The organism is Burkholderia sp. 9779_493, assembly GCF_015712215.1.
Classification (GTDB): Bacteria; Pseudomonadota; Gammaproteobacteria; order Burkholderiales; family Burkholderiaceae; genus Burkholderia; species Burkholderia cenocepacia.
On the sequence record NZ_JACCQA010000041.1, the window covers coordinates 29928 to 49561 of the forward strand.

The following is a 19634-nucleotide window of genomic DNA, read 5'->3' on the forward strand; positions in this document are numbered from 1 at the left end:
GGGCGCCCGAAGGCGCCCCGTGCGATGCAGGCCGGCGGCGTTCAGCCGAGCAGCGCGTCCGCGAATTCCACCGCGCTGAACGGCTGCAGGTCCTCGACCTTCTCGCCAACGCCGATGAAGTAGACGGGCACCGGCCGTTGCCGCGCGATCGCGGCGAGAATCCCGCCCTTCGCGGTGCCGTCGAGCTTCGTGACGATCAGGCCGGTCAGGGCCAGCGCGTCGTCGAAGGCCTTCACCTGCGTGAGCGCGTTCTGGCCGGTGTTCGCGTCGATCACCAGCAGCACTTCGTGCGGCGCGCCGTCGTGCGCCTTCGCGATCACGCGCTTCACCTTCTTCAGCTCCTCCATCAGATGCAGCTGCGTCGGCAGGCGGCCGGCCGTGTCGGCCATCATCACGTCGATCTTGCGCGCGCGCGCGGCGCTGACCGCGTCGAAGATCACCGCGGCCGGATCGCCGCTCTCCTGCTGCACGACCGTCACGTTGTTGCGCTCGCCCCAGACCGCCAGCTGTTCGCGCGCGGCCGCGCGGAACGTGTCGCCGGCAGCCAGCAGCACCGACTGGTCGAAGCTCTGCAGGTGCTTCGCGAGCTTGCCGATGCTGGTCGTCTTGCCTGCGCCGTTCACGCCGGTGATCATCATCACGAGCGGCTGCGCGCGGCCGAGCATCAGCGATTTCTCGAGCGGCGTCAGCAGCTCGACGAGCAGGTCGTGCAGCGCAGCCTTCACCTGCTGCGGATCGGTCAGCCGGCCCGCGCGCACCTTTTCGCGCAGCGCGCCGAGCAGGTATTCGGTCGCGTCGACGCCCGCGTCGGACATCAGCAGCGCGGTTTCGAGCTCCTCGTACAGATCCTCGTCGATCTTCGTGTTGACGAAGACGCCGGTGATGCTCGAGCCCGTCTTCGCGAGCCCCGTCTTCAGGCGCGCGAGCCACGACTTCTTCGCGGACGCGTCCTGCAGCGGCGGCGGCACGATCTCGACCGTCTCGACGACTTCGTCGCGGCCGTCGTTGGTCGGCGTGACGGTCATCACGACGGCCGGCGCAGCCGGTTGCGCGGGCGCTGGCGGCACGCTGGCCGCGGGCGGCGCGTCGAGCACGGGCGCGTCGGCGTCGGACGCTTCGTCCGCTTGCTGCGCGTCGGCCGATTGCGATTCCGCCGGATCGGGCTCCTGCGTTTTCTTGAATCGTTTGAAGAAACTGAACATGGTCTGACGTCGGGAAGAGGGCGGGCCGCCGCCGGGAGCGGGGCGCCGGACGGGCCGTTCTGCGTTCGCGCGGGCGCGGCGCACGGCGGCCGAAACCGTGCATTTTATCAGTGCGGCGTGGCGCTCGCGTCAGTGCGCGTCGCCGCTGTGGTAACGTGCGCCTGTTTGGCGGCGCGCCCCTGCGCGTGCCCGGTCCCTCCGTTGTCGATATCCCGTATGTCCCGTTCCTCTTCCGGCCGCCCCGCGGCCTCTCCCGGCCGCGGCAAGCCGCACACGATCCGCATCATCGGCGGCGACTGGAAACGCACGCCGCTCGCGGTGCTCGATCTCGACGGCTTGCGCCCGACCCCCGATCGCGTGCGCGAGACGCTGTTCAACTGGCTCGGCCAGGATCTCGAAGGCCGCCGCTGCCTCGACCTGTTCGCGGGCACCGGCGCGCTCGGCTTCGAGGCCGCGTCGCGCGGCGCGGCGAGCGTCGTGATGGTCGAGCGTCATCCGCGCGCCGCGCAGCAGTTGCGGGCGATCAAGGACAAGCTCGGCGCCCGTTCGGTCGAGATCGCCGAAGCCGATGCGCTGCGGCTCGCGGCCGGCCTGACGCCGGGCGCGTTCGACGTCGTGTTCCTCGATCCGCCGTTCGACGATCTGGCCGCGCTCGAGCGTGCGATCTCGCTGTCGGCGCCGCTCGTCACGGCGGGTGGCGCGTTGTACGTCGAAACGGGGGCGGAACTCGATCCGGCCGCGCACGACGCGCTCGCAGGCTGGCAGGTGGTGAAGCACGGCAAGGCCGGTGCGGTTCACTATCATTTGCTGCGGCGCGAAAATGATGAATAATGCGCGTTCCATACGAGGCGGCGCGCCGCAAAGGCGACGCATGCCCATCTCGGCAGCGGCGCGTGCATCGCACGGCTGCCATCCCGTTTGCGTGATGACAGGAGGAGCGACATGGTAGTCGCCGTGTATCCCGGTACGTTCGATCCGCTGACGCGCGGGCACGAAGACCTCGTGCGGCGTGCGTCGAGCATTTTTGATACGCTGGTGGTGGGCGTTGCCGACAGCCGCGCGAAAAAGCCGTTTTTCTCGCTCGAGGAACGTCTGACGATTGCGAACGAGGTGCTCGGCCATTACCCGAACGTGAAGGTGATGAGTTTCACCGGCCTCCTGAAGGATTTCGTCCGCGTGAACAATGCGCGCGTGATCGTGCGCGGGCTGCGCGCGGTGTCCGATTTCGAATATGAGTTCCAGATGGCGGGGATGAACCGCTATCTGCTGCCCGACGTCGAGACGATGTTCATGACGCCGTCCGACCAGTACCAGTTCATCTCGGGGACGATCGTGCGCGAAATCGCGCAATTGGGCGGCGATGTCAGCAAATTCGTGTTTCCGTCCGTCGAGAAATGGCTGACCGAGAAGGTCACCGCGATGGGAGGCCCTGCCGCGTGATGCGGCGCCGGCCGGTTTCGTTGCGAAGCCGGCCGCCGGCCTGAAGAAGTGAGATCAGTATGGCTTTGATGATTACCGACGAGTGCATCAATTGCGACGTGTGCGAGCCCGAGTGCCCGAACGGCGCGATTTCGATGGGCCCGGACATCTACGTGATCGACCCGAACAAGTGCACCGAGTGCGTCGGCCATTTCGACGAACCGCAGTGCCAGCAGGTGTGTCCGGTCGAATGCATTCCGCGCGATCCGCAGCATGACGAATCGCATGCGCAATTGATGGAGAAGTACCACGCGCTGATCGCCGTGAAGGGCGGCGACGCGTCGTGATCCGGCGCTGACGCGCGCTTTGTGTGGCGCGCGCGTCGCGCTTTCAGCCCGGCGCCATTCGGCGCCGGTTCTTCCGTATCAGGCCAGCAGCTCGCGCAACGCCGCGACGAGCGCGTCGCATTCGGCATCGGTGCCGACGGTGATGCGCAGATGCTGGTCGATCCGCGGCAGCCGGAAGTGCCGCACGAAAATTTCCCGTTCCTTCAGCTTCGCCGCGATCGCGCCCGCATCGTGCGCGGGATGGCGCGCGAACACGAAATTCGCGGCCGACGGCACGATCTCGAAGCCGAGTGCGTCGAGCGCCTGCGTGAGCCGCGCCCGGCTGTCGATCACGCGCCGGCAGGTGGCGTTGAAATAGTCGGTGTCTTCGTACGCGGCCTGCGCGGCGACCTGCGCGAGCCGGTCGAGCGGATACGAGTTGAAGCTGTCCTTCACGCGGTTCAACGCGTCGATCAGCGCCGCATCGCCGAACGCGAAGCCGACGCGCATGCCCGCGAGCGAGCGCGCCTTCGACGTCGTATGCACGACGAGCAGATTCGGATGGCGATCGATCAGCGTAATGGCCGACTGCGCGCCGAAATCGACGTACGCTTCGTCGATCACGACGACCGACGACGGATTCGCGGCCGCGATCCGCTCGACGTCCGCGAGCGGCAGCGCGCGCCCGGTCGGTGCATTCGGGTTCGGAAACAGCACGCCGCCGGCGTCGTCGAGATAGTCGTCGACACGGATCGAGAAATCGTCCGCGAGCGGCACGACCGTGGTCTCGACGCCGTACAGGCGCGCGTAGGTCGGATAGAAGCTGTACGTGATGTCGGGGAAGCGCAGCGGCCGGTCGTGCTTGAGCAGCGCCTGGAACGTGTGCGCGAGCACCTCGTCGGAGCCGTTGCCGACGAACACCTGTTCGGGCTTGATGCGGTGATGGGCCGCGACCGTCTCGCGCAGCGCGCGCGCGACCGGGTCCGGATAGCGGCGCAGCGTGTCGCCGGTGTCGCCGAGTTCGCGGGCGATCGCCGCGACGACGCGCGGCGACGGCGGATAGGGATTCTCGTTGGTGTTCAGCTTGACGGGGTGCGCAAGCGCGGGCTGTTCGCCCGGCACGTAAGGCACGAGTTGCTGAACGACGTCGCTCCAGTAACGGCTCACCGCTTGGCTCCTGTCGGGCAAAACGTCGAGATTACCGCATGTGCGCGTCGCGGTGGGGCGGACGAGGCCGCCCGGTTGCGCCGGACGGCCGATGCACCAGGCGGGTGCGACGGGCGTCAGTTGCGATGCAGCTGCATCGTCGCGCGGTCGAGTTCGCCCTTGACGACCATCGGCATCACGGCGAGCGCGCGTTCGATCGATGCGTCGATCACGTCCTGCTCCTCGCGGCGCGGCGGCTTCAGCACGAAGTTCGCGACGTCGGGCTTCGCGCCGGCGCGCGCGCTTTCCGGAATCAGGTCGCGCGGATGGCCGATGCCGATCCGCAGCCGCCAGTATTGCTGCGACGACAGGTGCGCGGTGATGTCCTTGAGGCCGTTGTGGCCGCCGCTGCCGCCACCGAGCTTCAGCTTCACGGTGCCGGGCGGCAGGTCGAGCTCGTCGTGCGCGACGAGGATCTGGTCGGGCAGGATCTTGAAGAATTGCGCGAGCGCGACGACCGACTGGCCGGAGCGGTTCATGTAGGTCTGCGGCTCGAGCAGATGGACTTCCTCGCCATGCAGGCGCGCTTTCGCATAGAAGCCGTGGAAGCGGCGTTCGTCGCGCAGCGTCGTGCCGGCTTCGCGGGCGAGCTGGTCGATCAGCCAGAAGCCGGCGTTGTGGCGCGTCGCGGTGTATTCCGCCCCGGGATTGCCGAGGCCGACGATCAGTTTGATCATGACGTTTCGAAGGCGGCAACGGCCGCCTGGGCGCAGAAAAAGAAAAACCCGCCGGGCAAGCCGCGGCGGGTTGCGTCGACCGTTTCGTGAAACGGATCGAGGGGGCGCGTACGCAGCCGCTTAGGCAGCCGGCGTTTCGCCTTCTGCTGCGTCCGACACGGCGCCAGCCGGGACCGTCGCCGAGGCGACAACCGGGTTTTCCGCGTCGACGTGCGCGACCAGCGTCACGCCCTTCGGCAGTGCGATGTCCTTCGCGTGCAGCGACTGACCGGCTTCGATCTTCGACAGGTCGACTTCGAGGAACTCCGGCAGGGCAGCCGGCAGGCACTCGACTTCGATTTCCGTCGCGACGTGCGAAACGATCGCGCTCGACAGCTTTACGGCCGGGCTGACTTCAGCGTTCAGGAAGTGCAGCGGCACCTTCGTGTGCAGCTTCTTCTTCGCGTCGACGCGCTGGAAGTCCACGTGCAGCACCAGTTGCTTGAACGGGTGGTATTGCACGTCGCGCAGCAGAACCTGTTGCGACTGGCCGGCCACTTCGAGGTCGAGGATCGACGAGTGGAAAGCTTCCTTCTTCAGGGCGTGCCACAGGGCGTTGTGATCGAGTTCGATCTTTTGCGGGGCTGCTTCGCCACCGTAAACGATACCCGTGGTCTTACCGGCGTTGCGCAGGCGGCGGCTCGCACCCGTACCTTGCTGTTGGCGCTCGAAAGCGACGACTTTCATGTGATTCTCCAATGGCTGCCCGCGACCAGGCAGTAAAACGGGGCCATCAACTGGCGGCCCCCGATGAAACGGCCGGGGTTTCGTCTATCCCGTCCGATTGTGCAAAAAGCGAAGCGTCGCCGCTTCGCTTTCTGCGCATGCTTTGTTCAGTCGATTCGCGATCAGGATTCCGCGAACAGCGACATCACCGAATCGCCGCGGCGAATCCGCGAGAACGTTTCGGCCAGCAGGCTCGCGCTCGTCAGCGAGCGGATCTTCGAGCAGGCCAGCGATTCGGCCGACAGCGGAATCGTATCGGTGACGACCAGCTCGTCGAGTGCCGACGCGGCGATGCGATCGGCGGCGCCGCCGGACAGCACCGGATGCGTCGCGTACGCGAACACCTGCTTCGCACCGCGGTCCTTCAGCACTTGCGCGGCCTTGCACAGCGTGCCGGCCGTATCGACCATGTCGTCCATGATCACGCAGGTGCGGCCTTCGACTTCACCGATGATGTTCATCACTTCGGCGACGTTCGCCTTCGGACGACGCTTGTCGATGATCGCGAGATCGCAGTTGAGCTGCTTCGCGAGTGCACGGGCACGCACGACGCCGCCGACGTCCGGCGACACGACGAGCAGATCCGAGTAGTTCTGCTTGCGCAGGTCGCCCAGCAGGATCGGCGTGGCGTAGATGTTGTCGACCGGGATGTCGAAGAAGCCTTGAATCTGGTCGGCGTGCAGATCCATCGTGATGATCCGCTCGACGCCGGCGATTTCCAGCATGTTCGCGATGACCTTCGCTGAGATCGCGACGCGCGCCGAACGCGGGCGGCGATCCTGACGGGCATAGCCGAAGTAGGGGATGGCAGCAGTGATCCGGCCAGCGGATGCGCGCTTGAGCGCATCGACCATGATCATCAGTTCCATCAGGTTGTCGTTCGTCGGTGCGCACGTGGATTGCAGGACGAAGACGTCCTTGCCGCGCACGTTTTCCTGGATCTCGACCTGGATCTCGCCGTCGGAGAAACGGCTGACCATTGCTTTGCCGAGGGGGATACCAAGGATATTGACGACTTCCTGGGCGAGCGCGGGATTCGCGTTGCCAGTAAAGACCATCAGGCCATCATGGCTGTGGCTGCTCATCGTGCACCTGCTTCAGGCTTGGGCGGGAAATGCGGGAAAATTTTTGGCAGGGGAGGAAGGACTCGAACCCTCGCATGCCGGAATCAAAATCCGGTGCCTTGACCAACTTGGCGACTCCCCTACACTTAACTGATAACTTCACCGAACTCGTGTAGGCCGTTCGGCAAAGTAAAACTTCATGACGCGAAAGTGAAGAGCGGATGCTCGTTCAGACTCTCGGCAACTGCGCCATTCCAACTGGCGGGCAGTTTGGCTTTCGCCGCTTCTGCCTCGTGCTTGCTGTGAAACGCTGCAAACACGCTTGCTCCGGAGCCGGTCATCCTCGCGGGGGTCACATCATACAACCATTTGACCACCTGCGCAACTTCCGCGTACTTCCTTGTTACAACTTCCTGCATATCGTTCCGGCCGAAGCTATCTGGCCATCCCGCATCGCTGGTTTGCTGTGCAAGAAAGTCAGCAATTGTGACGGGCTTCGTATCTCTTGTCAACAACTCATCTGAAAATATTTCAGCGGTCGGGACATGAACGCGTGGCGTCACAACCAAGAACCAGCGAGTCGGCAATTGTACCTCAGCTAATTCTTCTCCGATACCCTCTGCGAACGCATTTTTTCCAAAAATAAAAAACGGCACGTCGGCGCCGAGTTTGACCGCGAGCGATTGAAGTTCGGCGCGCGGCAAATCGAGTTGCCACAGGCGGTTCAGCGCGAGCAGCGTCGTCGCCGCGTCGGAGCTGCCGCCGCCGAGGCCGGCGCCCATCGGCAGGATCTTGTCGATCTCGATGTCGACGCCGTGCGCGGTGCCCGTATGCGTTTTCAGCAGGTTGGCCGCGCGCACGACGAGGTCGCTTTCCTCGGGCACGCCGGGCACGTCGGTGACGCGTGCGACGCGGCCGTCGTCGCGCAGCGCGAAGTGCAGCGTGTCGCCCCAGTTCAGCAGCTGGAATACGCTCTGCAGATCGTGATAGCCGTTCGGACGACGGCCGGTGATGTGCAGGAACAGGTTGAGTTTCGCGGGCGCCAGGCAGTTGCGCAGCGAGCGGGTCGAATCGGTCATGCGGGTATCGGGGCTAGGCGCGCGTGCTCACTGATCGAGCACGAGCTTGATGTCGAGCGGCGGCGTCGCGCGCACGAGGTTGACGCGTTTGACGCCCGTGGCCGGGGCATCCGCGTAGGCAAGGTAGTCGATCGTCCAGCCGTCCTGACGGATCTGCTTGACGCGCGTGCCGTCGGCCGGGTCGCGCACGGTTTCCGCCGGCGTCGCGGGGGCAACGGTCGGCAGCAGCCAGTAGCGCAGGCCCGCGAGCGGCAGCTCGAAGCCGAGCGTTTTCTGCATCAGGTCGCCGACGTCGGGCGCATATTGGGTCGGACGGTTCGGCAATTCGAGCGACGCCGCGCGCGGCGTCGATTTCACGACCGCGAGCGTCTGGCCGAGCGGGCTGCGCAGCTCGAGCGACACGTCGTCGCCGTGCTCCTGCCAGTCGAAGTTGCCGTACACGTTCTGCGGGTTGCCGAGCCGATCGTCGTACCGCACCGCGAAGCGGCCATGGTACGCATGCGTCGCGGCCGTCTGCAGTGCGGCGCCCGTCGACGTGCCGGCCGGCGGCGGCGTGCTCGCGCAGCCGGCGAGCGCGAGCGCCGCGCCGGCCGCGGCCAGCGTGCGCTGCGTGCGGAAGGACAGGGAAAACATCGGGAACATCCGCATCAGAGGCCGTTGATCTGCAGGCGTTTCAGCGTCTGCACGAGCGTTTCGTTGTCGGGCTCGAGCTTCTGCGCGGCGCGCCACGCGTTGCGCGCGTCGTCCTGCGCGCCGCTCTTCCACAGCACTTCGCCGAGATGCGCGCCGATTTCGGCGTTCGGCTGCAATTCGTACGCGCGTTGCAGCACTTTCGTCGCGCCGGCCGTGTCGCCCATCCGGTACTTCACCCAGCCGAGGCTGTCCATGATGTACGCGTCGTTCGGCGCGAGCGCCATCGCCTTGTCGATCAGCTTGCTGGCCTCGGGCAGGCGCTGGTTGCGATCGGCGAGCGAATAGCCGAGCGCGTTGTAGGCCTGCGGGTTGTCGGGCTGCGTGCGGATCAGTTCGCGCAACTGCTTTTCCATCGTCGCGTAGTGGCCGGTCTTTTCGGCCGCCATCGCGTAGTCGTAGCGCAGGTCGGGATCGTCCGGGAAGTCCTGGACGGCCTGCCCGAGCCGCGCCTCCGCTTCCGGATAGCGCTTCGCGGTGAACAGGATCGACGCATCGGTGCGCGCCACCACGGCCGCGTCGCGCGGATCCGTGATCGGCAGGTTGTCGAGCACCTTGCGCGCCTCGTCGGTCTTGCCCTGTTTCTGCAGCAGCTGCGCGCGCGTGATCTGCGCGGGCAGGTAGTGCTGGCTCGTCTGGTCGACCTTGTCGAGCCATTGCGACGCCTGCGCGTCGTTGTTCTGGTCGATCGCGATCTGCGCGAGGTAGATGTAGCCCTGGCCGACGTCGAGGTTCGGCTGCTTGTCGCCGAGCTGCACGTACTGCTTCAGGTAGCCGGTCGCCTCGTCGAGTTTCTTCTGCTGGATCTTGATCAGCGCGAGCGCCATCAGCGGCGTCGGATCCTTCGAGTCGAGCTTGCGCATCGTCTCGAACTGCTTCTGCGCGTCATCGAGGCGGTCGTCGGCGAGATAGAGCTGCGACAGTGCGAGCCGCGCGTCGCGGGACTTCGGATTCTGCTGAACATATTTCTCGAACGACGCGATGCCCGCCGCGCGTTCCGCCGGCCCCATCTGCGACAGCATCAGCGCCGCCGGCAGGTAGTCGGGGCGGATCTGCAGCGCCTGCTTCAGCGACTGCGCGGCGCCGTCCTTGTCGTCGACCGCGAGCTGCTGCCGCGCGATCGCGAGCTGTGCCTCGGGGCGATTCATGTCGTTCTTCAGCATGTCCTTCAGCACCACGAGGCCGCCGACGCGGTCGGGGCCGCGTACCAGCAGCGCCTGCAGCGCGAGGATCGCCGGCCCGCGCGTGTCGCCGGTCGCGCGGGCCAGCTCGCGCGCGAGCATCGGCTGCGCATCGGCCGGCTTGCCGGCGAGCACCAGCAGCGCGGCATCGACTTGCGACGCCCGGTTCGAATCCGGTGCGTACTGGCGCCACAGATTCGCGGCGGACAGCGCGTCGGCCGGGCTCTGCGCGCCGAGCGCGATTTCGGTCGCGCGCTGCGCCATGCGCGGGTCGCGCGTGTCGCGGGCCAGCGCGAGGTAGGTCTGGTAGGCCGGCGCCGGCTGGTTGCGCTGAAGCGCGACCTCGGCGGCGAGCACCTGATAGACGATCTGGCTCGTCAGCGGCACAGCGGGGAGATTTTTCTGCTCGTCCGGCATCACATGCTCGAACGCACCCTGCGGCTCCGCGTCGTCCGAGGCCGGATCCTGCGCGTGGGCCGGAAAGGCGGTGAGGGTCCAGGCGGCAAACAGCGCGGCACCGAGTGCACGGCGGACCGGGAAGGCGCGCGCGCCGCGCACGGCGGCGGGGCGCTTCTGAAGCAGCTTCGAGGGCAGGGTCATGGAAATCCGTTCGATGTTTCAACCGATTGTAACGCGCTCGCTACAATACACGCACGATCGTGATAGGGTCCGTTTACCTGTGGAACCCACATGCGAATGCCCGAAATCGCCCGCCTCGCGTGCTGCCAGGCCGGGCGATTTCGGGCATTCCCGTGTTTAATTCGGGGTCGCCGCGAGAACGGCCGTTCTCGTGGCGCCGCATGCGCATTCTTTCTGTAAGCAGACCGTAGCCTCAGACCCGCAAAACATGCCAGAGTTGCCAGAAGTCGAAGTCACGCGCCGGGGCATCGAGCCCTTTGTCGCGGGCCGCCGCGTCGAGCGTGTCGACGTCCGTACCGCGATGCTGCGCTGGCCCGTGCCGGCGGGGCTCGCCGAGCAGTTGCGCGCGCGCGAGGTGCTCGCCGTCGAGCGCCGCGGCAAATATCTGCTGTTCGAGGTCGATGCGGGCTGGTTCATCGTCCACCTCGGGATGACGGGCACGCTGCGCGTGCTGCCCGCGGCCGGCGTGCCGGTCGCCGCGAAGCACGACCACATCGACTGGATCTTCGACGAATTCGTGCTGCGGTTCCGCGATCCGCGCCGCTTCGGCGCCGTGCTGTGGCACCCGCGCGAAGCCGGCGACGTGCATGCGCATCCGCTCCTCGCGAGCCTCGGCGTCGAGCCGTTTTCGCCGGCGTTCACCGGCGCGCTGCTGCATGCGCGCACGCGTGGCCGCACGGTGTCGGTCAAGCAGGCGCTGCTCGCGGGCGACATGGTCGTCGGCGTCGGCAACATCTACGCGTCGGAGAGCCTGTTTCGCGCCGGCATCCGGCCGACGACGGCCGCCGGCAAGGTTTCGCTGCCGCGCTACGAGCGGCTGGCCGACGCGGTGCGCGCGACGCTCGCGGACGCGATCGAGCGCGGCGGCAGCACGTTGCGCGATTTCGTCGGCAGCAACGGCGAAAGCGGCTACTTCCAGCTCGACTGTTTCGTCTACGATCGCGCCGGCCAGCCGTGCCGCGTATGCGGCACGCCGATTCGCCAGATCGTGCAGGGCCAGCGGTCGACCTATTACTGCCCGACGTGCCAGCGTTGAAACCCTTTTCCACAATTCGATAACTTGAAGCCGCCCCGCATCGCCCCCGCTCCGTTCCCCGCCACGCCGCTGCACCGCACGTTCGCCACGCGTCTCGTCGCGTGGCAGCGCGCGCACGGCCGCCATGACCTGCCGTGGCAGAACACCCGCGATCCGTACCGGATCTGGCTGTCGGAAATCATGCTGCAGCAGACGCAGGTATCGACCGTCATTCCGTATTACACGCGCTTTCTCGACCACTTCCCGGACGTCGCCGCGCTCGCGGCCGCGCCGAGCGACGACGTGATGGCGTTGTGGGCGGGCCTCGGCTACTACTCGCGCGCGCGCAACCTGCACCGCTGCGCGCAGGTCGTCGTCGCCGAGCACGGCGGTGTGTTTCCGGCGACGCCCGACGCGCTGGCCGAACTGCCGGGCATCGGCCGTTCGACGGCCGCCGCGATCGCGTCGTTTGCGTACGGTGCGCGCGCGACGATCCTCGACGGCAACGTGAAGCGCGTGCTTGCGCGGGTATTCGGCGTCGAGGGCTTTCCGGGCGAGAAGCGTGTCGAGAACGACATGTGGGCGCTCGCCGAATCGCTGCTGCCCGATGCCGCGAACGCGGCCGACGTGAGCGCGTATACGCAGGGGCTGATGGATCTGGGCGCGACGCTGTGCGTGCGCGGCAAGCCCGATTGCGCGCGCTGTCCGTTCGCGGGCGACTGCGTCGCGCAATCGACCGGCCGCCAGCGCGAACTGCCGGCCGCACGGCCGAAGAAGGCCGTGCCGACGCGCAAGACCTGGATGCTCGTGCTGCGCGATGGCGACGCCGTGCTGCTCGAGCGCCGGCCGCCGACCGGCATCTGGGGCGGACTATGGAGCCTGCCGCAAGCGGACGGCGATGCCGCGCTCGCGGATCTCGCGCGCGGTTTCGGTGGCGGCCGCACGGTGCCGCTCGCGCCGCTCACGCATACGTTCACGCATTTCCGGCTCGAGATCGAGCCGCGGCTGAGTGATCTGGCGGACGGCGGCGGCCTGCCGTCGCAGGCGCGGGACGCGGACACCGCCTGGGTGCCGCTGAGCCGGCTCGACGCGTACGGCGTGCCGGCGCCCGTGCGCAAGCTGCTCGATGCGCTGAGCGGGCCGCTGCTGTAACGAACCGGGGAAAGGCGCGGCGCGGGCGGCGTTCGACAGGGCGGCGGCCCACTGCGCGTGGGAAAGGCTTTCGGACGTGCGATGCGCGACGAATCAGCCGCGATAGTCAAGCCGGCCTTACAGCCAGCCGTGCCGGTCGAGCACGTGGTGCACGGCGTCGATGCGCGCACCGACGTCCGGAAACTCCATCAGCTTCTGTCGCGCGCGCAGGTCGAGCGGCAGCAATTCCGCGAGGCGGTTCGATACCCAGCTCGGATCGTCGAGGCGGAATGGTTCGCCGAACGGCATTTTTTCCGGATCGGATTTCTTCAACGCGTCGATGATGCGCTCGAGCACCTCGGCGCACGAACCGAACTGTGCGAGCGCCTGTTCGCCTTCGAGCGGGATGTCGTCGGGCAGCGGCTCCGCGATGCCGACCAGCAGCCCGTTGCCTTCGACGCGATACGACAGCAGCTCGAAACGCTGCGTGCCGATCGCCTGCAGATACAGCATCCCGAATTCGCCGGTGTCGCACTCGGTGATGCGCGCCATGCAGCCGATGGTTTCGGGCACCGACACCGCGCCGTCCTGCGCGACTTCGGGTCCGCTCTTGAGCAGGCACACGCCGAACGGGGCGTCGTCGCGCAGGCACGCGCGGGACATGTCGAGATAGCGCGCCTCGAACACCTTGAGCGGGAGCAGGCCTCCGGGAAACAGCACCGTGTGCAGCGGAAACAACGGCAGGTCGATCAGGGTGGTCGATAGGGAGGACATGGCGCGCGGGCGTTGGGCGGGTGTCGCTAGGGTCGGTCGACCTCGGAGACGAGCCGCGACGACGCGTCGACATCCACTGGCGCGTCACGATGCCGCACGATCACGTTCGCCTCGCGCGCCAGGCGCGCGGCGAGCGTTTCCGCGATGAACACCGAGCGATGCTGGCCGCCCGTGCAGCCGATGGCGACGGTCAGGTAGCTGCGGTTGTCATCGCGGAAGTGCGGCAGCCATTTCATCAGGAACGCATGGATGTCGTCGATCATCTGATGGACGATCGGCAGTGCGTCGAGAAAGGCGATGACCGGCTGGTCGAGCCCGGTGAGCGGGCGCAACTGGTGGTCGTAGTACGGATTCGGCAGCGCGCGCACGTCGAACATCAGGTCGGCGTCGAGCGGCACGCCGCGCTTGAAGCCGAACGATTCGAACATCACCATCAGATCGTTGTTCTTCTGCTCGATGAAGCGCTTGACCCAGGTGCGCAGCGCGTTCGCGCGCAGCGTGCTGGTATCGATCTGGTGGCCGAATTCGGCGAGCGGCGCGACGAGTTCGCGCTCGCGCTCGATCGCTTCCTCGAGCGACGACAGCAGGCCGACATCCGCATCGTGCGACAGCGAGCCGGACAGCGGATGGCGGCGGCGCGTTTCGGAGAAGCGCTGGATCAGCGCCTGGGTGCTCGCGTTGAGGAACAGCACGCGCACGTCGTGTTCGCGGGACAGCTCGCGGATCAGGCCGGGCATCTCGTCGAGCGACGCGCTCGAGCGCGCGTCGATCGCGACCGCGAGCCGGCGCTGGCCGTCCTGGGCAAGGTAGCGGGCGAGTTCGGGGAGCACGTGCGGCGGCAGGTTGTCGACGCAGTAATAGCCTGCGTCTTCGAGCGCGTTCAGCGCGACGGACTTGCCTGAGCCGGAGATGCCGGTGATGAGGACGATGCGCATGGGAACGGAGAATCCTGACATTTCATCATAGCACCGGCTCGACGCGTCGGCGTTGCGCGGCCGGCGCGTGCGGGTTACACGAGTTTGCCGGGGAACTGACTGTCGGGATCTTGCATCGCGAGTCGTTGCCGATCCATGAAATCGCGCAACGTGTCGATTCCGCGCAACTGCAGGATCGTGTTCCGGACGGCCGCCTCGACGAGCACCGCGAGGTTGCGGCCGGCCGCGACCTGGATCGTGACCTTGCTGATCGGCAAGCCGAGCACGTCGACGGTCTGGCTTTCGAGCGGCAGGCGCTGGAATTCGCCGTCGGGGCGCCGCACGAGCTGAACGATCAGCTTCAGCTTCATTTTCCGCCGCACGGCGGTTTCGCCGAAGATCGTCTTGATGTCGAGCAGGCCGAGGCCGCGCACTTCGAGCAGGTTCTGCAGCAACGGCGGGCAGCGCCCTTCGACGAAATCGGGGCCAAGACGGACGAAATCGACCGCGTCGTCGGCGACGAGGCCGTGGCCGCGGCTGATCAGCTCGAGGCCGAGCTCGCTCTTGCCGAGGCCCGAATCGCCGGTCAGCAGCACGCCCATCCCGAGGATGTCGAGGAACACGCCGTGCAGCGTCGCGCGCGGCGCGAGGATGCGCGACATGTAGAGCCGCAGGCTGTCGATCACCGCGGCGGCCGACATCGGCGTCGTGAACAGCGGAGTGGACGAGCGCGTGCAGCGCAGCACCAGTTCGGGCGGCGCCGCGGCGCCGCCGGCGACGACGAGGAACGGCGGTTCGAGCGCGATCAGCTCGGCCATGTGGCGCGAGCGGTCTTCGTCGGTCTGGCGCTGGTAGTAGTCGATTTCGGCTTCGCCGAGCACCTGGATCCGGTTCGGGTGGATCAGGTTCAGGTGGCCGACGAGGTCGGCGCTCGACGTGGCGTTGCCGACCGTGTCGGCCGAAAAGCCGCGTTCCCAGCCTTCATGCCCCGTCAGCCAGCTCAGTTTCAGCGTGGCTGCGTTGTCGTCGAAGATGCTCTGGGCGTTGATGCTGGACGTATCCATGACTCTCGTCACTCCAATGGGCCGGTGCGGGCGCGCGGCGACGGACGTCGCCATGCCGGGCCGGCGCCGGGCGGCCCTGGACGGCGGCGTAGGCCGCCTCGTACGGGGAAATATTCCGCCCGGAACAACTCAAGGTTGCCACTGAGTGAGCAGGCGATGCAACTCGGCGATATCCGTTTCGTTGTGCAGACGCTCGCGGGCGTCGCGATCGGACAGCAGTTGCGCGATTTCCGACAGGATCTCGAGGTGCTGCTGGGTGGCTTGCTCGGGAACGAGCAGGAAGATCAGGAGGCCGACCGGCTGGCCGTCGGGCGCTTCGAACGGGATCGCATCGGCGAGGCGGACGAACGCGGCGAGCGGGTGCTTGAGGCCCTTGATGCGGCCGTGCGGAATCGCGACACCTTCGCCGAGCCCGGTCGAACCGAGGCGCTCGCGCGCGAACAGGTTGTCCGTGACGGTGCTGCGGGCGATGCCGTTCTGATTCTCGAACATCAGCCCGGCTTGTTCGAAGACGCGTTTCTTGCTGGTGACGGAGAGGTCGATGACGACGTTCTCTATGGGCAGGATTTTGGCTAGGCGATTCATGTTGGCAGGCGATTGGGCGGCCTGGGGTCTCCTTGCGGCGGCGGACTGATTTTCCATGTTCGGCGATATCAAGGCATGTGGCATCGGCAACCTGCAGCGCAGCTACCGCATCCAACGCCCCCCGGCGATAACCGGAACATTATAGAGCACAGCCGCGTGCGTGGCGCAGCACGGACGGACCGGTTGCACCTTCGCGCGGAGTCACAAAAAAAACGCCCGGCGAACCGGGCGGCGTGCGTGTTGCGGTGACGGTTATTGCGGCGGCAGCTCGATCTGGTCGATCGACGGCTGAAGCTTGATCGGGTCGTGCGCGTGCGTTTGCAGGCGCTCCATGTGCTTGACGACCTGGCGATCCAGCTTGTCGATCAGCAGATCGATCGCGGCATACAGGTTGCCGTTCGCGCTTTCGACGAAGATGTCCTTGCCCTTCAGGTGCAGGTTGATTTCCGCGCGCTGCTGCTTGTCCTTTTCCTTGTGGTTGTCGACCGAGAGGATCACAGTGCCATCGATCACCTGATCGCTATGCCGTAGCACCCGGTCCAGCTTGGTGATCACGTATTCGCGAATCGCAGGCGTGACTTCGAGATGATGTCCACTGATCTTCAGGTTCATAGTGCTTCTCCAAGCGAGTGGCCACCCGGCCGCATCGAGGCGGCGCTCCGGTCGACTTGCCCGTGCCGCACGAAGCGGCGTATCGCGGACAGATCGTCCGGCCTGTTCCCCGTGTGCGCGGTGGCCGGGACACGCCTGCCGCCGGGCAGGCAGCAGGCTTAAAGAGACTTGCGCAGATTCACTGCCGGGATCTTGAGGGCTTCGCGATATTTCGCAACCGTGCGGCGCGCGACCACGAAACCCTGTTCTGCCAGCAGCTCGGCAATGCGGCTGTCCGAAAGTGGCGATTTTGGGTCTTCAGCTCCTATCAGTTGCTTGATGAGGGCTCGGATGGCGGTCGACGAGGCGGCGCCACCGGTGTCGGTCGAGACGTGAGATCCGAAGAAGTACTTAAATTCAAGCGTCCCGAACGGGGTCAGCATGTACTTCCCGGTTGTCACACGGCTGACAGTCGACTCGTGTAGGCCCAGCGTATCAGCTATTTCCCGCAAAACCAAGGGGCGCATGGCAATTTCACCGTGCGCAAAGAAATTCTTCTGACGCTCGACAATAGCCTGCGCGACACGCAGGATCGTGTCGAATCGCTGCTGGATATTCTTGATCAGCCAGCGCGCTTCCTGGAGCTGCTGTTTCAGCGATCCGGCCGACGGATCGCCGCGGCTGTTGCGCAGGATGTTCGCGTACAGGTTGTTGATCCGCAGGCGCGGCACGACTTCCGGATTGAGCTCCGCGAGCCAGCCCTGGCCGGCCTTCTTCACGATGATGTCGGGCACGACGTAGTCGGCCTCGGCCTTGCCGTATGCGGCGCCGGGGAACGGCTCCAGCGAGCGGATCAGTGCGTGCGCGTCGCGCAGCGCGTCGTCGCTCGCCTTCAGGTGCTTGCGCAACCGTGTGAAGTCGCGTGCGGCGAGCAGTTCGAGGTGCTGCGACACGATCTCGAGCGCGAGCGTGCGCGTCGGGGACGGATCGAGACGCAGCAGCTGCAGCTTCAGGCATTCGGACGCCGAGCGCGCGCCGACGCCGGCCGGGTCGAAGCTGTGCAGCAGCGCGAGCGCCGCGTTCAGTTCGTCGCAGTCGATTTCCAGTTCGGGCGGCAGGTCGGCGAGCACTTCGTCGAGCGTGGCGGTCAGGTAGCCGTCGTCGTCGAGCGATTCGATCAGGAACATCACGAGCGCGCGATCGCGCGGGCCGGCCTGCGTGACGCGCAACTGCGCGGCGAGGTGGTCGCGCAGCGACGTCGCGGCTTCCTGCACCTGCAGCGGCGGCAGGTCGTCGTCGTCGGACGCGCCGCTCGAGCGGCCGTATTCGTCGAGGTTCCACTGCGGGCCGTCGTTGCCGTCGCCGGACCCGTAGCCGTCGTATTCGTCGGCGCCGGCCGGTTCGTCGCGCTCCGCGCGATCGCTGGACGGGCTGCTGCCGTTGGTCGCGGCGGGCTCGGTGTTCTGTGCGGGCGGCGTCTGCGCGATCAGCGATCCGTCCGCCGCGACGCGCAGCGGGCTCGCGATCCATTCGTCGTCGTTCTCGAGCAGCGGGTTCTGCGCGACGGCCATCGCGACTTCCTGCTGCAGTTCGAGCGTCGACAACTGCAGGAGCCGGATCGACTGCTGCAGCTGAGGCGTCAGCGCAAGATGTTGCGACAGGCGGAGTTGAAGGCTGGCTTTCATGGCAAGGAGGGAGTCATACCGGCAGTTTGCCACGACCCAGGCGCATTGAGCCATCCGCGATTACGCGCGGCGCGCCGCCCGGCCGCGGGCATGCCCGCGGGCGTGGATGCAAAGCGGGGCGCAGCCCCGCGCGGCGATGCCGGGCGGGGTGCAGCCAGCCACGAGGAGGACGTTACATGCGGAAGTGTTCGCCGAGGTACACGCGGCGCACGCTTTCGTTTTCGATGATTTCGCTCGGCGCGCCGGCGGCCAGCACCGAACCGTCGCTGATGATGTACGCGTGGTCGCAGATGCCGAGCGTTTCGCGGACGTTGTGGTCCGTGATCAGCACGCCGATGTTGCGCTGTTTCAGGAACTTGACGATCTTCTGGATCTCGAGCACCGCGATCGGATCGACGCCGGCGAACGGTTCGTCGAGCAGGATGAAGCTCGGGTTGGTCGCGAGCGCGCGCGCGATCTCGACGCGGCGCCGTTCGCCGCCCGACAGCGACAGCGCGGGGTTCTCGCGCAGGTGGCCGATCTGCAGCTCGTCGAGCAGCGCTTCGGTACGCGACGAGATCGCGTCCTTCGACAGCCGCTTGCCGTCCTCGTCGTGCTGCAGCTCGAGCACCGCGCGGATGTTTTCCTCGACGGTCAGCTTGCGGAACACCGACGCTTCCTGCGGCAGGTACGACAGGCCGAGCGACGCGCGCTTGTGGATCGGCAGCAGGCTGATCGAGCTGCCGTTCAGCGTGATTTCGCCCGCGTCCGTCGGCACGAGGCCGACGATCATGTAGAACGACGTGGTCTTGCCGGCGCCGTTCGGGCCGAGCAGGCCGACGACTTCGCCGCTCTTCACGTCGAGCGACACGTCCTTGACGACCGTGCGCGAGCCGTAGCGCTTCTTCAGGTTGCGCACGACGAGCGAGCTCGTCGTGCCGGCCGGCTGGCGGTTCGGAAGCGCATTCATTGGCCCGGCGCTCCCTGGATCGTGGTCGACGGCGACAGCTTGGCCGGCGCCCCGTTCAGCGGCGCGGGGCCGCCGTTCTTCGGCGACAGCATCGCGCGCACGCGGCCGTTCGGGTTGCCCGGCGCCGCGACGTCCTTGCCGCCCTTCGCGGTGTAGAAGTCGCGCTGGCCGTCGTACGTGATCACGCTGCCGTGCACGGTATCGGCGACCGTCGACGTGCCCTGCAGGCGGCGCACGGTCGCGGCGGTGGTCAGCGTGGTGAGATCCTGCTTGCCGTCGTAGTCGATGCGCTCGGCGTCGCCGTCGATGTATTCGTCGAGGCCTTCGCGCTTCTGGCGGAACGTCGCGTGCTTCTTGCCGCTGCCGAACGACGTCGCGTACTGATAGCCTTCCGGGTCCTGGCGCACTTCGACGCGATCGCCCTTGATGATGATCGTGCCCTTCGTGATCACGACGTTGCCGGTCGCGACCGTGACCTGCTTCAGATCGTCATAGGTCAGGTTGTCGGCCTCGACGTTGATCGGCTTGTTCTGGTCGGCCTTCTCGGCATGGGCGAGCGGCGCCAGCCCGACGAGCGGGAGCGCCACGAGCGTCGCGGCGAGCGCGGCGCGGACGGCGCGCGCAGCGCCGCCGGAAATCTGTCGAGGGAACGGTTCGTTCATGCAGTCACGTGAGGGA

The 19634-nt window shown here is 66.7% G+C and carries 21 protein-coding genes and 1 tRNA gene; 5 read left to right on the forward strand and 17 right to left on the reverse strand.

Annotated features, from left to right (window positions below):
* Positions 1-41 precede the first annotated feature (41 nt).
* Positions 42-1202: a signal recognition particle-docking protein FtsY gene (gene ftsY / locus H0X95_RS30320; protein WP_059721055.1), complete on the reverse strand. Its 1161-nt coding sequence runs from the start codon at positions 1200-1202 to the stop codon at positions 42-44.
* A gap of 216 nt (positions 1203-1418) precedes the next feature.
* Between ftsY and rsmD the strand changes: the two genes are divergently transcribed.
* From rsmD to H0X95_RS30335, 3 genes are all read left to right on the forward strand, one after another.
* Positions 1419-2033: a 16S rRNA (guanine(966)-N(2))-methyltransferase RsmD gene (gene rsmD / locus H0X95_RS30325; RefSeq protein ID WP_034201348.1), complete on the forward strand. Its 615-nt coding sequence runs from the start codon at positions 1419-1421 to the stop codon at positions 2031-2033.
* 111 nt (positions 2034-2144) lie between these two features.
* Positions 2145-2642, forward strand: a complete 498-nt coding sequence (gene coaD, locus H0X95_RS30330; protein ID WP_006477773.1) for a pantetheine-phosphate adenylyltransferase — start codon at positions 2145-2147, stop codon at positions 2640-2642.
* Between the two features lie 59 nt (positions 2643-2701).
* Entirely contained in the window at positions 2702-2968 is a 267-nt protein-coding gene (locus H0X95_RS30335; protein WP_043206196.1) for a YfhL family 4Fe-4S dicluster ferredoxin, read from the forward strand.
* Positions 2969-3046: 78 nt separating this feature from the next.
* Here the strand turns inward: H0X95_RS30335 and hisC are convergent, their stop codons facing one another.
* The 8 genes from hisC to H0X95_RS30375 form a co-directional block, all read right to left on the reverse strand.
* The gene (hisC, locus tag H0X95_RS30340) at positions 3047-4114 is read right to left on the reverse strand and encodes a histidinol-phosphate transaminase (RefSeq protein ID WP_006483731.1); all 1068 of its coding nucleotides are present in this window, start codon (positions 4112-4114) and stop codon (positions 3047-3049) included.
* Positions 4115-4230: 116 nt separating this feature from the next.
* Positions 4231-4830, reverse strand: coding sequence for an aminoacyl-tRNA hydrolase (gene pth, locus H0X95_RS30345; protein WP_006477776.1), 600 nt, complete (start codon positions 4828-4830; stop codon positions 4231-4233).
* 120 nt (positions 4831-4950) lie between these two features.
* A complete protein-coding gene (locus H0X95_RS30350; RefSeq protein WP_006483734.1) occupies positions 4951-5556 on the reverse strand; it encodes a 50S ribosomal protein L25/general stress protein Ctc in 606 nt (201 codons plus the stop codon).
* A 161-nt stretch (positions 5557-5717) separates the two neighbouring features.
* Positions 5718-6680, reverse strand: coding sequence for a ribose-phosphate pyrophosphokinase (locus H0X95_RS30355; RefSeq protein ID WP_006483739.1), 963 nt, complete (start codon positions 6678-6680; stop codon positions 5718-5720).
* A gap of 44 nt (positions 6681-6724) precedes the next feature.
* Positions 6725-6801 (reverse strand) — tRNA-Gln (locus H0X95_RS30360).
* Between the two features lie 55 nt (positions 6802-6856).
* Positions 6857-7738 carry a 4-(cytidine 5'-diphospho)-2-C-methyl-D-erythritol kinase gene (gene ispE / locus H0X95_RS30365; protein ID WP_006499017.1) on the reverse strand — a complete coding sequence of 294 codons (882 nt, stop codon included), beginning with the start codon at positions 7736-7738 and terminating at the stop codon, positions 6857-6859.
* 27 nt (positions 7739-7765) lie between these two features.
* Positions 7766-8386, reverse strand: a complete 621-nt coding sequence (lolB, locus tag H0X95_RS30370) for a lipoprotein insertase outer membrane protein LolB (RefSeq protein WP_020979425.1) — start codon at positions 8384-8386, stop codon at positions 7766-7768.
* The gene (locus H0X95_RS30375) at positions 8386-10209 is read right to left on the reverse strand and encodes a tetratricopeptide repeat protein (RefSeq protein WP_059721054.1); all 1824 of its coding nucleotides are present in this window, start codon (positions 10207-10209) and stop codon (positions 8386-8388) included. Before H0X95_RS30375 ends, lolB begins: the two co-directional genes overlap by 1 nt.
* A 247-nt stretch (positions 10210-10456) precedes the next feature.
* Between H0X95_RS30375 and mutM the strand changes: the two genes are divergently transcribed.
* On the forward strand, positions 10457-11284 hold the full coding sequence (gene mutM, locus H0X95_RS30380; protein WP_006483152.1) for a bifunctional DNA-formamidopyrimidine glycosylase/DNA-(apurinic or apyrimidinic site) lyase: 828 nt from the start codon (positions 10457-10459) through the stop codon (positions 11282-11284).
* A gap of 24 nt (positions 11285-11308) precedes the next feature.
* Positions 11309-12415 (forward strand): A/G-specific adenine glycosylase, encoded by a 1107-nt coding sequence (gene mutY / locus H0X95_RS30385; protein WP_059721053.1) that lies wholly within the window; start codon positions 11309-11311, stop codon positions 12413-12415.
* A gap of 117 nt (positions 12416-12532) precedes the next feature.
* On the opposite strand, the gene H0X95_RS30390 is transcribed toward mutY, so the two are convergent.
* The 8 genes from H0X95_RS30390 to lptA form a co-directional block, all read right to left on the reverse strand.
* Positions 12533-13168, reverse strand: a complete 636-nt coding sequence (locus H0X95_RS30390) for an LON peptidase substrate-binding domain-containing protein (protein WP_006499012.1) — start codon at positions 13166-13168, stop codon at positions 12533-12535.
* Positions 13169-13194: 26 nt separating this feature from the next.
* The gene (gene rapZ / locus H0X95_RS30395; protein ID WP_006483144.1) at positions 13195-14103 is read right to left on the reverse strand and encodes an RNase adapter RapZ; all 909 of its coding nucleotides are present in this window, start codon (positions 14101-14103) and stop codon (positions 13195-13197) included.
* 74 nt (positions 14104-14177) lie between these two features.
* The gene (gene hprK, locus H0X95_RS30400) at positions 14178-15146 is read right to left on the reverse strand and encodes an HPr(Ser) kinase/phosphatase (RefSeq protein ID WP_006483133.1); all 969 of its coding nucleotides are present in this window, start codon (positions 15144-15146) and stop codon (positions 14178-14180) included.
* Positions 15147-15275: 129 nt separating this feature from the next.
* Complete coding sequence (locus H0X95_RS30405) at positions 15276-15815, reverse strand: PTS sugar transporter subunit IIA (protein ID WP_043206193.1); 540 nt, start codon at positions 15813-15815, stop codon at positions 15276-15278.
* A gap of 168 nt (positions 15816-15983) precedes the next feature.
* Positions 15984-16343 carry a ribosome hibernation-promoting factor, HPF/YfiA family gene (gene hpf, locus H0X95_RS30410; protein ID WP_006477786.1) on the reverse strand — a complete coding sequence of 120 codons (360 nt, stop codon included), beginning with the start codon at positions 16341-16343 and terminating at the stop codon, positions 15984-15986.
* A gap of 158 nt (positions 16344-16501) precedes the next feature.
* Positions 16502-18007, reverse strand: coding sequence for an RNA polymerase factor sigma-54 (locus tag H0X95_RS30415; RefSeq protein WP_006483132.1), 1506 nt, complete (start codon positions 18005-18007; stop codon positions 16502-16504).
* 172 nt (positions 18008-18179) lie between these two features.
* The gene (gene lptB, locus H0X95_RS30420; protein ID WP_006483143.1) at positions 18180-18956 is read right to left on the reverse strand and encodes an LPS export ABC transporter ATP-binding protein; all 777 of its coding nucleotides are present in this window, start codon (positions 18954-18956) and stop codon (positions 18180-18182) included.
* Positions 18953-19618, reverse strand: a complete 666-nt coding sequence (gene lptA, locus H0X95_RS30425; RefSeq protein WP_006483139.1) for a lipopolysaccharide transport periplasmic protein LptA — start codon at positions 19616-19618, stop codon at positions 18953-18955. Before lptA ends, lptB begins: the two co-directional genes overlap by 4 nt.
* Positions 19619-19634: the final 16 nt, after the last annotated feature.

Coding starts and splice junctions, on each gene's coding strand:
- H0X95_RS30335 (WP_043206196.1), top strand. CDS start 2,702: ATGGCTTTGATGATTACCGACGAGTGCATCAATTGCGACGTGTGCGAG.
- pth (WP_006477776.1), bottom strand. CDS start 4,830: ATGATCAAACTGATCGTCGGCCTCGGCAATCCCGGGGCGGAATACACC.
- rapZ (WP_006483144.1), bottom strand. CDS start 14,103: ATGCGCATCGTCCTCATCACCGGCATCTCCGGCTCAGGCAAGTCCGTC.
- mutM (WP_006483152.1), top strand. CDS start 10,457: ATGCCAGAGTTGCCAGAAGTCGAAGTCACGCGCCGGGGCATCGAGCCC.
- H0X95_RS30390 (WP_006499012.1), bottom strand. CDS start 13,168: ATGTCCTCCCTATCGACCACCCTGATCGACCTGCCGTTGTTTCCGCTG.
- H0X95_RS30415 (WP_006483132.1), bottom strand. CDS start 18,007: ATGAAAGCCAGCCTTCAACTCCGCCTGTCGCAACATCTTGCGCTGACG.
- H0X95_RS30375 (WP_059721054.1), bottom strand. CDS start 10,209: ATGACCCTGCCCTCGAAGCTGCTTCAGAAGCGCCCCGCCGCCGTGCGC.
- H0X95_RS30355 (WP_006483739.1), bottom strand. CDS start 6,680: ATGAGCAGCCACAGCCATGATGGCCTGATGGTCTTTACTGGCAACGCG.
- ispE (WP_006499017.1), bottom strand. CDS start 7,738: ATGACCGATTCGACCCGCTCGCTGCGCAACTGCCTGGCGCCCGCGAAA.
- hprK (WP_006483133.1), bottom strand. CDS start 15,146: ATGGATACGTCCAGCATCAACGCCCAGAGCATCTTCGACGACAACGCA.
- coaD (WP_006477773.1), top strand. CDS start 2,145: ATGGTAGTCGCCGTGTATCCCGGTACGTTCGATCCGCTGACGCGCGGG.
- hpf (WP_006477786.1), bottom strand. CDS start 16,343: ATGAACCTGAAGATCAGTGGACATCATCTCGAAGTCACGCCTGCGATT.
- lolB (WP_020979425.1), bottom strand. CDS start 8,386: ATGCGGATGTTCCCGATGTTTTCCCTGTCCTTCCGCACGCAGCGCACG.
- lptA (WP_006483139.1), bottom strand. CDS start 19,618: ATGAACGAACCGTTCCCTCGACAGATTTCCGGCGGCGCTGCGCGCGCC.
- H0X95_RS30350 (WP_006483734.1), bottom strand. CDS start 5,556: ATGAAAGTCGTCGCTTTCGAGCGCCAACAGCAAGGTACGGGTGCGAGC.
- rsmD (WP_034201348.1), top strand. CDS start 1,419: ATGTCCCGTTCCTCTTCCGGCCGCCCCGCGGCCTCTCCCGGCCGCGGC.
- lptB (WP_006483143.1), bottom strand. CDS start 18,956: ATGAATGCGCTTCCGAACCGCCAGCCGGCCGGCACGACGAGCTCGCTC.
- H0X95_RS30405 (WP_043206193.1), bottom strand. CDS start 15,815: ATGCCACATGCCTTGATATCGCCGAACATGGAAAATCAGTCCGCCGCC.
- ftsY (WP_059721055.1), bottom strand. CDS start 1,202: ATGTTCAGTTTCTTCAAACGATTCAAGAAAACGCAGGAGCCCGATCCG.